This is a genomic window from Lysinibacillus sp. NPDC096212 (assembly GCF_044763105.1).
Taxonomy (GTDB): Bacteria; Bacillota; Bacilli; order Bacillales_A; family Planococcaceae; genus Lysinibacillus.
In genome coordinates this window covers 266,519-280,141 of the sequence record NZ_JBIWFQ010000002.1, presented here as the reverse complement: position 1 = coordinate 280,141, position 13,623 = coordinate 266,519, and the positions used below count along the sequence as shown (strand labels likewise).

The window sequence follows — 13,623 nt, the reverse complement described above, 5'->3', positions numbered from 1 at the left end:
CATTCCCACCTCCATTATTTACACAATATTGTCATGTATAATTTCTCCATAGCATCAACAAACTTAACGCCTGCTGACACGAGTACTGCATCCTTTAAATCACCTTGCTCAATCGTAATATCGTTCGGATTATATGGTTCAATGGCTTCTTGTTTGACCAATATATCCAACACATCTTTCATGATTGCTCCTTTGAACAAGTTACGGCCATCTTCATGGTTTTTAACCTTACCGATGAAGTATCGAGAATAGATATGTTTTACATTGTTCCCCACGATGTCCATCTGACGAATGATTGTTCCTTTACGGAAATCTTGGTTCTTTTTCGGTGTAAATGACCGGAAAGTGTTAATATCTGATTCAACAACAACCCGGTCAAGACCGTCTGCTCCTTCATCATAAATGAATACCACATGCCCTTCTTTTTTCGCTTTAATGACATCAGGACTTGATAATCGTTCGACATCAGTAGCACCAGGATACTCTGCATAAGTTAATGAGTTAGTACTAGCATTTGCATAAGCAGCTCCGTACCAATAAACTGCCTCTTGTGCTGAGATAAATTTATCGCCGATATATACACCGTTCTTGATTGATACGGTACCTTCATGATCTGCAACATTGTAGTCATTTGTGATAAGAGTTACATATTTCCCCTCATCTTCACGCCATTGTTTCACTTTGAGAGAAAGTAAAAGTTTGATAGATTCATCATTTGTACCAATAGCAATCGTTTTAAAAATTTGAGTATCTAAGGCTGTCGCAAATGTTGCATATGAATCATTAGTTGCTGATACCGTTGTTCCCTTAGAAAGCGTCAATGTGGCATCTCCTTCAGGTAGCTCTCCATTAAAGACTACATATGGGTTAGAAGTGAGTTCTGCTACGCTACTAACTACCTGAGAATCTACTCTTTCACCATCATAGAATGTACGAATCGTAGCTTCCCCATTTAATCCTTGGGCAACAGTAACAACAATATTGTTCCCGTCTAAACCGCCATGAACTGCCTTAACTTCAAAATTTCCACTTTTAGCTGCCGCTTTATTTCCTTCACCATTTAGGTTATAAACAATGACATTTCCAGTGCCTTTGAAGGCTTCGCTGATTGGTAACAAATCCTTTAGATCTTTACCAAAGAGCTCCATGAATTTTGTATTAGGGGTAACTTTTGTGAATACTCCACTATCACCCCAATCAAGCAAAATCGGGATTACTACAGCACCTTTTGAATCTAAACCTTGAACTACTAAATCATTTGTTTCAAAGTTGGTATATGCACCGGATAATTCTTTGTTTTGTTTTTCCCAGTTTCCTCCTGCCATTACTGCTTCACCTCCTTGTCTTTCCATGCTTTCACTAACTTAGCTACTTCTTCACGTGTATAGGATTTTCCATCTTCAAGAACAACTTGAAGAATAAACTGATCTTTATTATTTTCAGCAGCGTTTACGAAAGCTTCTTTTCCAAACTTTTGCTGCTTTGTTTCTCTAGTTGTCAATATGCACACCCCCAAATTCTAATGTCTGCATCAATGTTTCTTCTTCGATTTCTCTAACAAGTTTTTTAATACTAAACGTAATAACAAGCGTTCCATCATGTTTCGATGCTTCCATGCGATTCACATGGAATTGATTACCAATATAACGAAAGTTCTCTTTAAATATTTGAGATACGTCATCATTTTCCGTGTAGGCGTTTCTCTCATCTTTAGGGAAATAAGTTACATTGATTAAATACTCCCATTCAGAGAGCTTCCAAAGCTTCCTTTCTTGAGAATCGTTAATAATAAGCACCAAAAAAGCAGGTGTCTTGAGACCCTGCCGTACTGGTTCATCGTATACATCTAAATTTCCGAAAACTTGTTTTAATTGCTGGATAATGAGGGTTTTCAAATTAGTTACCAAAGATTCTTTTCATCTCCTTCGCTATTTCAATCTCCCACATATTCGGAGCTATATGTTGCATCTCATCCTCGGTGATTTTCAGCATAAAACGGCCTTCTACCCAGCCAACTGTTTTCCCAGCTATAACTATGCGGTGACCTAGCTCTACCCACGAGGCGTATTCCAATTGGTTATAGATGACGATGATATACGTTTCACCTTTTTTAATGACATCATATTTCCAGTTGTTGCGTAAATCACCCATATCTACAGGAGTCATTTTTTTAACCTTACGTATAGCTAATTGGGCTATACGCTGAGCTACTTTCAATTGCACACGGTGTGAGGCTTTGCTGAGTTCAACTAGATTCTCTTTGATACGAAACACTTCGCTAAATTCAAAACCCATCTAAGCATATCCCTTCCGTATCAATAACACTTCTTGGTGTGACACATATACAAAGGGCTCTTTAGCTGATTCATATTCAACGCCATCAACAATAACAATATCCCCAGCAAGTACATCAAAATTACTTGATAGAAACATCTTCACGTCATAGTTAATGACGTTCGCTCCACCTTGAACTGTATTGTCCAATTTTGTGGTAGACAGGCGACATGGTACGTCCAAATGTTTTGGTACCCACCCCATCCCATTAGCACCGTTAGGCTTAACGATTTTCTCATTTCGTTTTATCTCAGCTTTTTTGTCATACATAAATTCAACAGCTGATATAGCTTTCGCCATGATGTCCTGTATATTCACAACTACCACCTCAATCTGCGGAAATGTTTCAATTGATCTTTGTAGTTAAACAGAAGACCCTCCATAGCTCTCTCATTCGAAGGAATAACAGAACCACCAAATTGAACAGTAACATCTCCTTCTTTTATAGAGGTAACTGTTTTTTGTTCATCTTCTGATTCTGCTTGTGTACGGTGTTCATAATTAAATAGGTCTACAACCATATTGGCATGAACGTAAACAAGCTGTTTAGGTACTTTCCTAATGTTGCAGAAATTAAGTATGGTTTGTTCAACCTCATTTATTAGAGCAGTTAACTTTTCATCAGTTGGTAACGGCTCTGATAGCTTGGATTTAACAATTTCTATCATTTCCATAGCCGTCACTCCGATTCCCTAATCACATGTGCTTCTTGTAGCTCTGTAAACTCTGTTTCCAATACTTCTAAGTCTTCACCAACCCGGTACAGATTCTCGCCGTACTTTGTATTAGTGATAAACGTAACTTTTTTCTTTTTAGCAACAGTTTTACGAGACGTTGTATTGGCGCTCTTTTCAGTCAAAAAAATTCACTCCTTTCGTTTTTACACAAAACAAAAATGAGCGTATTAGGCTCCTTAGTTTACTTTAGTTATAAAAATATTATCGATTGTTTCAAAGCTTGGTAGTACGATTTCTGAAACGATCGTTTCTACATTTACTGGGTGTGGTTCTTTAACAGTTGTGATTGCTACTCCAGTATTAACAATTTGAACATCCGCATTGACGCTACCTGACATTAAATCAGACTCTTCCGGTGTAGTACCGTAATATGTGTTCCCTAAAGAACCACTTGGCAGAAGTGTAAAATGGTCATCCGGATAGAAGTTCTGTGTTGTTTTATCCTCTGCAATATATTTCTTATCATAAACAGCAACTGATAAATCCAGCTTTGTACTCAAGTATTGTTTAACCATAGCCTCGGTCATTATGATATTTTGTCCTCCAAGAGGATTCATATCTAATCGAATGCTAGGATGATTCCACAAATATCCAAACGTTTTTGTTGTCATGATGGCATTTGTAGGTTTTGTACCAGTATTCTCCGCCACAGTATTTTGCCAACGCATGATGTCTTGAATTGGTGTAGAATCAGGATTTGACCACTGAGCTCCACCAACGAGTGACTCTTTATGATCATCCTTCATTTTGTAATCATAATCATAGTCCTGGCGATTTGCTCGAATAGAAATTTTCCCTTTAGATAACAGTTGCATAATCATACGTTCAGGCTGCACTTCTGCACCACTGACAAGGTTTGTAACATCATCATAGATTTTAGTGATCAATGGCATTAAATAAGATTCATTCCCTGAAGCAATTAACTTATTTAATTCTTGACGATCTTTCTCTCCAATACGCATAGCTTCACGGAAGAATGGCATTTCAGTTTCAACCTTACTGAATCCAATTCGATCACGTAAAGTTGCTTTTGAATCAAATTCGGAAGGCATAAGAGCTACTGGCAAACCATTTGCACCCTTAATCCAACTTAGATCAAGTCCCAGCTGCTTTTTAGCAGGAAACAAAGTTTGTCCAAGTAGAGGAACTTTGTTGGAAGTCGACTCTGTGTAATATGTTGCAATGCTCTTTGCATTGACTAAATCAAAAATTGTTGACATTTAATACCCATCCTCTCTTATTTTAAAAATGTGATTTGTTTTAGCGCAGCTTTATCTTCTTTTGTAGGGGCTTTAGGTAACTTTTCTAAAGCTACAAAACCATGAATAAGAAGCGCACCTGATGCTGGCCCATATGTTACATCTACATCATTAAAAAGAACCCCTTCAGCATTTGAACCATTTTCATTTGAAGAGGCTTTTACAGCTTGTACGCTTTCATCCTCTAAAACTCCGCCACCTAAAATGGTACCGGCAGGAATAATCTTTTTCCCTTCAGCGTTTGCTGTAACCCCCTTATCACTTACTGTAATTGCTAGGTTTACATAGTGATCAGGAAACTTTAAGATTTCAGTTTTATTTCCATAATGTGTTTCTACAAATTTCATTGTGTCATCCTCCTATTATTTGAAATAAGAATCGCGAGCCTTATCCAAGTCATTGTTCTTAGAGGCAAATTGTGCAATACTTTTACCGAAGTCCTCATTCTTGGTGTTTGATGGATTGCCGTTGTTATGTGGTGACCCACCTGCTGGTGTAAATCCTCGATAACCGCCATTGCCATCATCTTTTTGGACAAACAAAAAAGACTTCGATTCTTGCAGTGTTTTAATCTGCTCATCAAGTCCTTTTGTGATGTTTCCATCTTCACCTAATTCAATTGTGTTTTTGTCGATAAGACCAGCTACTAAATTCACATCATGGACCTTTCCGTTTAGTGCCAACTTAAGCGCGCCGGATAGTTGAGTATCCTTAATTTTTGTTTCGTATGCTTTCTTATCTGTGTCATATTTCGTTTGAAGATCCGTAAGCTGAGTTTGCAAACCTTCACTGCCTTCTGCTTGATTCTTCAGTGTTTTTAAATCTTTATCGCGTTGAGTCAGCTGTCCAGTTAGATCATCGACACTTGATTGAAGATTTGTCAGCTTCGTTTTATGGGATTCAACTGTTTTCCCATGTTCAGCCATTATTTTATCGATGGCCTCTTTTTCAAGTCCTAAACCTTCTAAAAATTCACGTTTCATGTATATGTTCCTCCTTGGTTACGATTATTTTTACGTGGTTACGTCCACGGACCAGCTTTGTATCTTTTACGTCTGCAAATGCTAAAAAGACGAGTGAATGGTTAAATGATTTCCCAATCATCTGCAAGAATACTCTCACACGATAAATCACAAGGAAATTTATCGTTATCTTTATTCATGTAAATGTAAGGTTTGGTTATTTTACTATGTTTGTCTGGGATTTGTAATTCGAGTGAAATATGTCTTCCACTATTCCAGTCTCCCCTTGTTACTTTTTTACCTTATTTCAACGCCTCTAATGCTTGTCCGAAATTCATACTCATTTCCCTCTTTTTTTATCCATAATAAAAAGCACTCAACCATATTAAAATGATTAGGTGCTTCATAGTTCATTATATTTTTCTATTTGTTCCTCAATTAAATTTTGAGCTTCAGCTATCTCTTCTTCTGAAACACTGTTGTCTTCTATTGCTTCTTTTAGACTGTATTTCATGCTTTCAATGCCAATTAGTAGAGTGAATTTTTGATACATCACTTTTGTATATCCCAGGGGTTGTAAATCAATCCATTCAGGTACTCCATCAAGTGAGGGAGTGTACTTAAATAAGTTTTCTTTATATTTTTTCGGGAGTGTCAGATTAAACAATTGCTCTCTCATTTGAATCACTCAACTTTCTTAAATTTCATTCCATAGAAATTAGCAACCTCTTTGTTAACTTCAAATAAAAAGTCATCCCAAACATCAATACGTTTCAGTTCATCTTCTAAATCCGGGTATTTTTTAGCTATATTCCAGTATATTTTATCATAGTTGCTGTAAAATGATAACGACTTAAGAAAACTTGACTTAAATAAATCTCTCGACAACAAATATTTGCTTCCATCTGCACCTTCAAGCGTTAATTCACTTATTGATTTAAAATCAATCATCTTACGTATGTCTTCTTTTGAAAAAGGTGTTTTCGTTGGATGAACATGAGCTAATACTAAACTGTTTGATTTCGAGCTTTTTAAAGCTTGGATTAACTCTTTCGTAAATATGACTTGATCAATAGATTGACCACTTAGTTCAAATGCCACTGAATTAGTGCTCTTATCTATTAAAAACAGCTTTTCCAAACGTTTTGTATTCATAAATTCATTTAAGTTAGAGTGAACTTCATTAAGAACCTCACTTCCCTTTTTACCAATAGCAAAGTGATTATCCCATTTTACGTTTGATTTCTTAATAGGATATACTTTGTGATCTCCTATTGATTCCTGATTTCTAATTTGTTCATTCTCTACATAAGTAGCTTTCCACTCTTCATAAGACACAGAATCAATAAGTCCATCTGCAGATTGTCTTTTCTCACCTTCCATATACTCTGATTCATCAAAATACGGAATAGTAGTGGAGCGACAACGTACATGAAAAGGAGGAGCTGTTTCACCAGGCTTATAATCCTTTTCTTTATATATTTTGCCATCTTGTTCTCTGCAAATTTTTGATGTTCGATTATCCAATGTTGCTAATATTTCATAACGATCTATACCTGCATCCCCATAACTTTCTTGTGCTGCAGCATTATGAAAGAAATTCGCTTCCGTACGGACAAGTGCCTCAACTCGTGAACGGGAAACGTCTGTTACGTCCATGATAGCTTTTGTCGTCTTTTGGATGGAACGTCCTGAAGCAAAACTTCTTTCAAGCTCTTTACGGATCGTTTGTCTGGTCGATTCCTGCTGCCCCCAAATCCGTTGTGAAAATTCCTTACCACTCCAATTATAAGAAAGAATCTCTTTCATTGTATTATTTGATGTGGCTGCTACTGTCCCAGTAAATGCTCCCACCTTATGAAAATCAAACATTGTACGATAATACGTATTTTTGTAAACATCAGTTAAACCAGTATATGCGTATTCTTGTAACCCGTTTACGCCTCCGTATAATTGAGCCATTCTCATTTCTATTTGCATATTTAACGCCTCAAGACGCGTGATACGAGCTCGATAACTTGTCGCATTTAGAATCCGATCATATTCAGGATTTTTCAATAAAGACATTTCCCTAAATCTTTTTAAATCGATATCCTTGAAATCTCTTAATTCTTTTGCAGTTAGATACTTCCTCGCTTCTACAATAGAAACTTGATTTTCAACTGCATATCTGGAATAGAAGGATTCAATCTGTCTTAAAATATCCTGTTGAGCTTCACGGAGGCTTTCATCCATCTTTGCTAGGTATTTGCTTGCGATAAGCTGAGATTCCATTTCGCGCTGCGCTGAACGACTTTCCCAATATCCCTTACTCATTGCCCTTCACACCGTTACCGAAAGCACCTTGGTAATCACTATTCGCTCCGTACTGTTTCTTTAATCGCCCTAACTCCGTCTGTAAGTCTTTGACCCAAGGATGATTAGCGATAATAGTTTCATCAGATATCTGCCCCGCACTCTTGTTAGCATTATCGATAACCTCAGACTCATTAATGATGATATCTCTATTAAAAATGAACTCTACCTCTTCATTTGAGAAATCTTGCCCAGTCTTAACAGCAATATCCTGGTCAATGAACCATTTCAATTGCTCTAATGCTGCTTGAAACTCGGTTTCAATGTTATTAGCATCCATATCCAAATCTGCATAAAGAAAACGAAGGGCAATCCCTGAACGATCATTCCCGAAACGGTCAGATTGAGTATCAACGCCTCGGCCTAATTCGTATAAATCTTTTCGCTGCATATCCATATGAGTCTTAAATGCCTCAGTATCAATTTGCAGATTCAACGAGTCAAGCCCACCTTCTTCGTCCACTTTTACTGCACGATATATAGTAAGGTTACGTCTAAACTCGCCCAAGTCGGTTCCGTCATAATTCTTAACGACATAGATACCCCCATTAGGTAGTTCTTCTAGGTTGTTAGAGTTATCTGACTTCTGCCTATCATAGTCATCTACAATAGACTTGACAAAGTTGATAATCGGCTGTTCTTCTTCGTTATACTTAAAGCAAACAAAAGGTATACGTAGCCAATTTAAGCCTTCAGCTTCATCCCCGTTTTCTTTAGTTAGATGCGGACTGTATTCTCCAATCTCGACATCCGGAATTAATTTTCCTTTATTAACAACATAGCGATACACACCTGTTGTATCCCATACTTCAACTTTATGGATTGTATCTTTCTTTTTGCCTGTCCATTGTTTAACTCGGTAAGAACGGATAACGTAATCTAGTTCAGTTCTTTCTGAATCCTTCCAAAATGGAATGATCTCTTCAGAAGGAATACGTTTTAAACTGAAGCTCCCTTGTTCGTCATAGTAGATATGAATCCAAGCTTTTCCTTTGTTAATTGCTTCCTTCCCAACGTTCTGGAACATTCGGTAAAACTTTTTAGTAAAGTATTCAGTGAGTAATTCTAGATAGCTTTCGTTTTTGGTTTGTACAGTAAATGGTAGACTGAGTAGGTACCCCACCTTTTGGTCAACCATCTTTCTTATGAAGCCATGGACGATTTTATTATTCGCTATGTTTTTTACTTCCTGAAGAATGCCGTCCTCGCCAACAGCCATTTTCTTTCGTTCTAAAATATCATGCTGGTTCTCATAGTATCTCTGGCCATCTAGCATCATTTCTCTTAAAGGAGACTTCTCCCATTCATTGACTTCATACATGATAATTTCTATATCACTTATAACGTTCTCGCTTCCTTCTTCAATGATTCTGCTAAACTTCTCTGTTAGTGTTTCGCTGAATGGATCCACTTAAAATCCCCCTTTCTGTTTTAATCAAATGAAACTCCAGATTTTTTTAAGACTACTGTATTTACAAAATATCGATCTCCGTCCATATGGTGATCGTTCTGTTTTACGGGTTTATCTTCTCCTCGCTCAGCAGCTTTTTCATCCCAGATATATGAACTGAACTCACGGAAAGTCTCATTACAACAATCATTAAAAAGAATTAACTTTTTAGTTAGCGCTGTTCCTACGTTCCTAATACCATCTAAAACCTCGTTTTTGGCTTTAATTACACGAAAGCCATTCCTTTTCAACAGTGCTATAAACGAAGCTGCAGAAGGGTCTACAATTATCCCTTGCAAATTATTGATACCTTCTAAGAACTTTTGTAAATCTTCTAGGTACTCTTGGTCAGTCTTTTGTTTACTGCTCTTACGACCCTCATAGTGATACTCCTTGACCTTATACCAAACTCCATTAAAATAACCCCACAAGCCAAACGTTGTAGGGTTCTGCGTGCCGTAGTCGACGCTGACATAATATTTTGTATATCTGCGTGGGACAGTTTTGACAACATGCTCTTTTTCAATAAACATGTCATAGATAATTCCTTCAGCAAGCACCCACAACCCAAGGATGAAACGTTGATAGAACACACCTTTGTACATACGCTTGTAACGGTCTTTAATACGTTGTGACAACGATAGGTTATCATCCATCGTAAAGTGTAAGTGCAACATGTTCTTATCTTCTAATTGATTCAGGTACTCTACTTTGAACCAATGATAAGGCCCGGCAGGGTTACAGTTAAACCAGAACTTAGCACCATCTACAGAACATCGAGCTGTTGCTTGGTTAACGAATGATTGAGGCATAAGTGCAACTTCGTCAAAGAACATTCCAGCAAGTGTAATACCCTGGATAAGGTCCTGCGAGGCCTCGTCTTTTCCTCCGAATATATAAAAATAGTTCACCTTACCATCTCTTGTGACAGTGAACATATTTTCAGAACGATATTCTTTTACTTTGTAGCCTCTCGATATCAGCATACGTTTCAACGGCTTAAAAACGTTACGTCTAAACGAACCAATTGTTTTCCCAGCCATGCCAAGGTTTTCATCCTCAAACGTCTCCATTGCCCACATAACGAACGATAGAGACATGACGACCGTTTTACCGGCACGAACAGAACCGTCGCAAATAAGACCATCCTTGTCCTTGTGAGGAGAATTTGATTGCCACCATTTGAGCACCTTGAGTTGTTTCTGACTAAAAGGTTTGAATTTGAATAGGGCCGGTTTCTTTCGTTTATTCATCCCAATTCACTTCCTTGCCTTCTATTGCCTCCATGAAGCCGTCATCCTCGTACTCATCATCGTCATCACCATTTTCTTTACTGATAGCAATTTTAGATAGCTCGATGTCTGTTTTTGTTTTCTCCATGTTGAGTTGCATCTGCTCGAGTTTAAGCCTACGCTCATCATCAGCATCAGCCATCTCAACAAACTGACGAATAGAAGAACGCAACTCCCCGATTGCTCTCGATTGAGCAGTGAGTAGTTGCGCCTGTCGTTCCCATGCGAATTGGAAGTTGTATTCGACTTCCTCTCCCCATTCGGTATCCTTATGCTTTTTAAGCTCCTTAATCATTTCGTCTTTCGATTCAACATGCATGATACGTTGAGCTCGAATGATTGCAGCGTACTGTATCTGTATTTGATCCCAGATTAAATCAGCTGGAGAACGCTCGTTCATAGCCTCCATGATTTCGCGTGTTTCTTCTGGTAGAAACTTTGAAAAGAAGCCGTGTTTCTCTGCGATTGAGTTGCGTTTTGCAAACTTAGGTGTCGGATTAGGATTACCTCTATTGCCCTTTGCATTCTCATTGCCTTTAGGAGCTCCCACTTTATTTGGAACGTTCCGTTCGTTTGATTGGAACGTTCCATTCAACGTTTCATTCCACTTATCTTTATTTTTCCACCCCCTGACTGTGCCCTCACCTTTACCAAGTTGTGCAGCTATATCTTTAAGCGGAATGTTGCCGTTATGTTCCTTGTAAATTTCAAATGCTTTATCTCGATTAGGATCTCTTTGTCTAGCCATATCTCATAAACACCACCTCCAGAATCATGTCTGGTACACGTTGTACTAGACCTATTTATGTATTTCACTCTCAAAAGTAAGTACCGTTGCCCTAGCAGTCAAAGGGGAGGAAACTGCTCGATACTCACTTTTCAGGGCAAAAGAAAAAGTCACATCAAAATTGATGTGACCTAATTACCTTGTATTGCATTAAGTATTTTTAATCTCATATTCTCCATTTCTAATTTAGCGATTTCTTTTACTCTACTCAAACTATCTTCTTTTACTTTATCGAAAGAACTCTTAAGAGAAGCGTCTATTAAACCACTCGCATTTTCCCACGCTTTTTGCTCGTTTTTTATGTTAATGTTTTTTATGTCATTTAAATATTGTTTATTTAATCTAGATATCGGATTTTCTTTAATACGTTGTAACAACCCGTTTACTAATTGATGATTCTTTTGTAAATTTTTATCTAATGCATGTCCTAACTCATGGCAAAATATGATTTTAAAATAATCTTCGAAATCTAGATTGAAATCAGAAGCACTATTTTTTATAATGTCTACATTATAGTAAATACAATGTTCTTCTATTTGATAGTACATTTTGTAATTTGGTTCTTTAGTTGATTTAACTTTAATTTCAGTTAACAATAAATTCTCTGACTAATTTTTCAACATCCAATGTTTCAGTCATAAATATCACCTCCCACCCAATCATAACCTAGCAGATGAAATATATGAATAACTTTTTACTCTCAAAACCACACCAAACTCAGCCCTATCGGTTACTAGTGCATGCCAGTCTCATTCGGTATCTAATGTTCCTGAGATACTTACTCACCCGTAACTAGTCCATTATTATTTGTATGGCTGTTTGATGCAGTTTTCAAAGCAAAAGAAAAAGCCTCCATCCTAAGATGAAAGCTTTGCTATTGTTTTTTGTCGAGTGCTCACTTTTGAAACCGCGGTAGAGCTGCACCACGTTATATCGTAAAGCAAATTGTGTTTTTATTTATAGTGCATTTCCGTGCACTTTGTTGCTCAGTAAGTTTTTTAGTAAGTTTAACTGAATCATGGAAAGTGGACGAAGTTCACATAAAAACCACTCCTTCAGCAATTTTTAGCCTTTTATATTAATTAAGATACCTAATCTCTTAAAAATATGGGCCGGCCATGTATGTCTTGCCTCGAACAAGTTTATGAGGCGCAGGTCGGTCGTCGGTCTGTCTTTCCCTAATATTTAGGATTTTATAAATACCAAGGGAGGAAAACAATTCCGCACCGACCTACCTCCGAGTTTACATCATTTTTTTTCGTTTACAAAACGTGCTACATGTTTTACATTTGTTCCTTTTGTTACGTCTGTTACATTTGTTCCTTTTTTATCTGAAAGTGTAAAATTCCGCTTTAATTCTTTATGTCCTAATATCAGTTTCAGATTATTATAATACATTCGGTAAACAGCACAAAAAAGCAACTATAGATTATAGTTGCTTTTCACCCTCATTTGAATGCTTTTCAATTGCCTTATTGATATCTAAAGGTCTACCTACATCATCTTGAGAAGTTATGTTTTTTATTGCTTCATTTAATCGTTCTAAAAGTTTTATAAAATATTTGTTGTCTTCATCTATTTCGTTTTCATTAAGATCTTTAAATACATTCTTGTCTAAATTATAGTTTAAATTCGCTACTACTAGTAAGTTACGCGTTTCAATGTCACTTTCTCCATCTTTGCAATCGATATTAAGTTCAATAAAGAAAGCCCTTTTAGAAGGATCTTCTCTTGATACTCCAAGCTTTGCTGTTAAACCAATAGCAGCTTTCTCAGTATTTGGATGTTCTTCAAATACATTATAAACTATTTTATTAATAGTGAATTTCATTATTCTCCTCTATTCTATCACCATATATTTTTTTCAGATAATTTACTTTTAGATGATTATATTTCTTCATTCTTATTGGCATTTCAACTTGAATATCTTCTATTTGGATATCATCTATGTATACTCTTCCTTCGTTGATAGCAAAAGAATCATATACCTTAGCTTCTGATTCAATCATATGCAATATTTTTTTTAAATTAATTTTGTTAGGCAATGTACAATCAAACCGAACACCATTCTCAGGTATTCTATTTTCAACCTCATCAATACTATATACATATTTCTTAGGGAATACTTTATTTCCTATTTTCCCAACTCTATACATATCATCACTAGAAAGAGCAGCCTTGATATCCATTTGTCCTTCAATTAACATCTTTATTTCAGAAACAGAAGTATTTACAATCAATAACTCAGTTATATCCGCTTTAGTACCATTGTTTAAAAGAGCAGTTCTGTTTTGTAATGTATACGCAAAATAATACTTATTTAATTCATTTAAAACAAACATCAATGGTTCACTGATATCAAGTAACGCTCGACAATTGTAGTTATTTAGTATCTCTAAATTATTCATGTTCCCATACATTTTATTAATTTTGTTTTCTATACTCAC

18 protein-coding genes and 1 pseudogene are annotated in these 13,623 nt (G+C 36.5%); all 19 read right to left on the bottom strand.

Annotated elements, in window-relative coordinates:
- Window positions 1–14: 14 nt before the first annotated feature.
- The 19 genes and pseudogenes from ACIQ7T_RS03165 to ACIQ7T_RS03075 all read right to left on the bottom strand — a co-directional run bounded on the left by ACIQ7T_RS03165 (window position 15) and on the right by ACIQ7T_RS03075 (window position 13,623).
- Entirely contained in the window at window positions 15–1,325 is a 1,311-nt protein-coding gene (locus ACIQ7T_RS03165; RefSeq protein WP_402868571.1) for a phage tail sheath C-terminal domain-containing protein, read from the bottom strand.
- Window positions 1,325–1,501, bottom strand: a complete 177-nt coding sequence (locus tag ACIQ7T_RS03160) for a hypothetical protein (protein WP_402868569.1) — start codon at window positions 1,499–1,501, stop codon at window positions 1,325–1,327. The genes ACIQ7T_RS03165 and ACIQ7T_RS03160 overlap by 1 nt, the downstream gene beginning before the upstream one ends.
- Window positions 1,491–1,907, bottom strand: coding sequence for a phage tail terminator family protein (locus ACIQ7T_RS03155; RefSeq protein ID WP_402868567.1), 417 nt, complete (start codon window positions 1,905–1,907; stop codon window positions 1,491–1,493). The genes ACIQ7T_RS03160 and ACIQ7T_RS03155 overlap by 11 nt, the downstream gene beginning before the upstream one ends.
- Complete coding sequence (locus ACIQ7T_RS03150; protein ID WP_402868566.1) at window positions 1,897–2,295, bottom strand: HK97 gp10 family phage protein; 399 nt, start codon at window positions 2,293–2,295, stop codon at window positions 1,897–1,899. The genes ACIQ7T_RS03155 and ACIQ7T_RS03150 overlap by 11 nt, the downstream gene beginning before the upstream one ends.
- Entirely contained in the window at window positions 2,296–2,652 is a 357-nt protein-coding gene (locus tag ACIQ7T_RS03145; protein WP_402868564.1) for a hypothetical protein, read from the bottom strand.
- 2 nt (window positions 2,653–2,654) lie between these two features.
- On the bottom strand, window positions 2,655–3,008 hold the full coding sequence (locus ACIQ7T_RS03140; RefSeq protein ID WP_402868562.1) for a head-tail connector protein: 354 nt from the start codon (window positions 3,006–3,008) through the stop codon (window positions 2,655–2,657).
- A 5-nt stretch (window positions 3,009–3,013) separates the two neighbouring features.
- Window positions 3,014–3,193 (bottom strand): hypothetical protein, encoded by a 180-nt coding sequence (locus tag ACIQ7T_RS03135; protein WP_402868560.1) that lies wholly within the window; start codon window positions 3,191–3,193, stop codon window positions 3,014–3,016.
- 54 nt (window positions 3,194–3,247) lie between these two features.
- Entirely contained in the window at window positions 3,248–4,291 is a 1,044-nt protein-coding gene (locus ACIQ7T_RS03130; protein ID WP_402868558.1) for a major capsid protein, read from the bottom strand.
- A 17-nt stretch (window positions 4,292–4,308) separates the two neighbouring features.
- Window positions 4,309–4,677, bottom strand: coding sequence for a hypothetical protein (locus ACIQ7T_RS03125; protein ID WP_402868556.1), 369 nt, complete (start codon window positions 4,675–4,677; stop codon window positions 4,309–4,311).
- A gap of 15 nt (window positions 4,678–4,692) precedes the next feature.
- Window positions 4,693–5,313 (bottom strand): phage scaffolding protein, encoded by a 621-nt coding sequence (locus ACIQ7T_RS03120; protein WP_402868554.1) that lies wholly within the window; start codon window positions 5,311–5,313, stop codon window positions 4,693–4,695.
- A 101-nt stretch (window positions 5,314–5,414) separates the two neighbouring features.
- Window positions 5,415–5,582, bottom strand: a pseudogene (locus ACIQ7T_RS03115) (Thoeris anti-defense Tad2 family protein); the annotation flags it as partial.
- Between the two features lie 113 nt (window positions 5,583–5,695).
- Window positions 5,696–5,971: a hypothetical protein gene (locus tag ACIQ7T_RS03110; RefSeq protein ID WP_402868552.1), complete on the bottom strand. Its 276-nt coding sequence runs from the start codon at window positions 5,969–5,971 to the stop codon at window positions 5,696–5,698.
- Window positions 5,972–5,976: 5 nt separating this feature from the next.
- Window positions 5,977–7,608 (bottom strand): minor capsid protein, encoded by a 1,632-nt coding sequence (locus ACIQ7T_RS03105; RefSeq protein WP_402868550.1) that lies wholly within the window; start codon window positions 7,606–7,608, stop codon window positions 5,977–5,979.
- Window positions 7,601–9,058 (bottom strand): phage portal protein, encoded by a 1,458-nt coding sequence (locus ACIQ7T_RS03100; protein ID WP_402868548.1) that lies wholly within the window; start codon window positions 9,056–9,058, stop codon window positions 7,601–7,603. Before ACIQ7T_RS03100 ends, ACIQ7T_RS03105 begins: the two co-directional genes overlap by 8 nt.
- Before the next feature lie 20 nt (window positions 9,059–9,078).
- Window positions 9,079–10,350, bottom strand: a complete 1,272-nt coding sequence (locus ACIQ7T_RS03095; protein WP_402868546.1) for a PBSX family phage terminase large subunit — start codon at window positions 10,348–10,350, stop codon at window positions 9,079–9,081.
- Window positions 10,343–11,137, bottom strand: a complete 795-nt coding sequence (gene terS / locus ACIQ7T_RS03090) for a phage terminase small subunit (protein ID WP_402868544.1) — start codon at window positions 11,135–11,137, stop codon at window positions 10,343–10,345. Before terS ends, ACIQ7T_RS03095 begins: the two co-directional genes overlap by 8 nt.
- 170 nt (window positions 11,138–11,307) lie before the next feature.
- Window positions 11,308–11,772: a hypothetical protein gene (locus ACIQ7T_RS03085; protein WP_402868542.1), complete on the bottom strand. Its 465-nt coding sequence runs from the start codon at window positions 11,770–11,772 to the stop codon at window positions 11,308–11,310.
- A gap of 833 nt (window positions 11,773–12,605) precedes the next feature.
- Window positions 12,606–13,007, bottom strand: a complete 402-nt coding sequence (locus ACIQ7T_RS03080; RefSeq protein WP_402868541.1) for a hypothetical protein — start codon at window positions 13,005–13,007, stop codon at window positions 12,606–12,608.
- Window positions 12,991–13,623 carry a hypothetical protein gene (locus ACIQ7T_RS03075; RefSeq protein WP_402868539.1) on the bottom strand — a complete coding sequence of 211 codons (633 nt, stop codon included), beginning with the start codon at window positions 13,621–13,623 and terminating at the stop codon, window positions 12,991–12,993. The genes ACIQ7T_RS03080 and ACIQ7T_RS03075 overlap by 17 nt, the downstream gene beginning before the upstream one ends.

Excerpts from the sequence above, each read along its gene's own strand:
- ACIQ7T_RS03165 (WP_402868571.1), bottom strand. The coding sequence starts at position 1,325 with ATGGCAGGAGGAAACTGGGAAAAACAAAACAAAGAATTATCCGGTGCA.
- ACIQ7T_RS03150 (WP_402868566.1), bottom strand. The coding sequence starts at position 2,295 with ATGGGTTTTGAATTTAGCGAAGTGTTTCGTATCAAAGAGAATCTAGTT.
- ACIQ7T_RS03140 (WP_402868562.1), bottom strand. The coding sequence starts at position 3,008 with ATGGAAATGATAGAAATTGTTAAATCCAAGCTATCAGAGCCGTTACCA.
- ACIQ7T_RS03130 (WP_402868558.1), bottom strand. The coding sequence starts at position 4,291 with ATGTCAACAATTTTTGATTTAGTCAATGCAAAGAGCATTGCAACATAT.
- ACIQ7T_RS03125 (WP_402868556.1), bottom strand. The coding sequence starts at position 4,677 with ATGAAATTTGTAGAAACACATTATGGAAATAAAACTGAAATCTTAAAG.
- ACIQ7T_RS03120 (WP_402868554.1), bottom strand. The coding sequence starts at position 5,313 with ATGAAACGTGAATTTTTAGAAGGTTTAGGACTTGAAAAAGAGGCCATC.
- ACIQ7T_RS03110 (WP_402868552.1), bottom strand. The coding sequence starts at position 5,971 with ATGAGAGAGCAATTGTTTAATCTGACACTCCCGAAAAAATATAAAGAA.
- ACIQ7T_RS03105 (WP_402868550.1), bottom strand. The coding sequence starts at position 7,608 with ATGAGTAAGGGATATTGGGAAAGTCGTTCAGCGCAGCGCGAAATGGAA.
- ACIQ7T_RS03095 (WP_402868546.1), bottom strand. The coding sequence starts at position 10,350 with ATGAATAAACGAAAGAAACCGGCCCTATTCAAATTCAAACCTTTTAGT.
- terS (WP_402868544.1), bottom strand. The coding sequence starts at position 11,137 with ATGGCTAGACAAAGAGATCCTAATCGAGATAAAGCATTTGAAATTTAC.
- ACIQ7T_RS03080 (WP_402868541.1), bottom strand. The coding sequence starts at position 13,007 with ATGAAATTCACTATTAATAAAATAGTTTATAATGTATTTGAAGAACAT.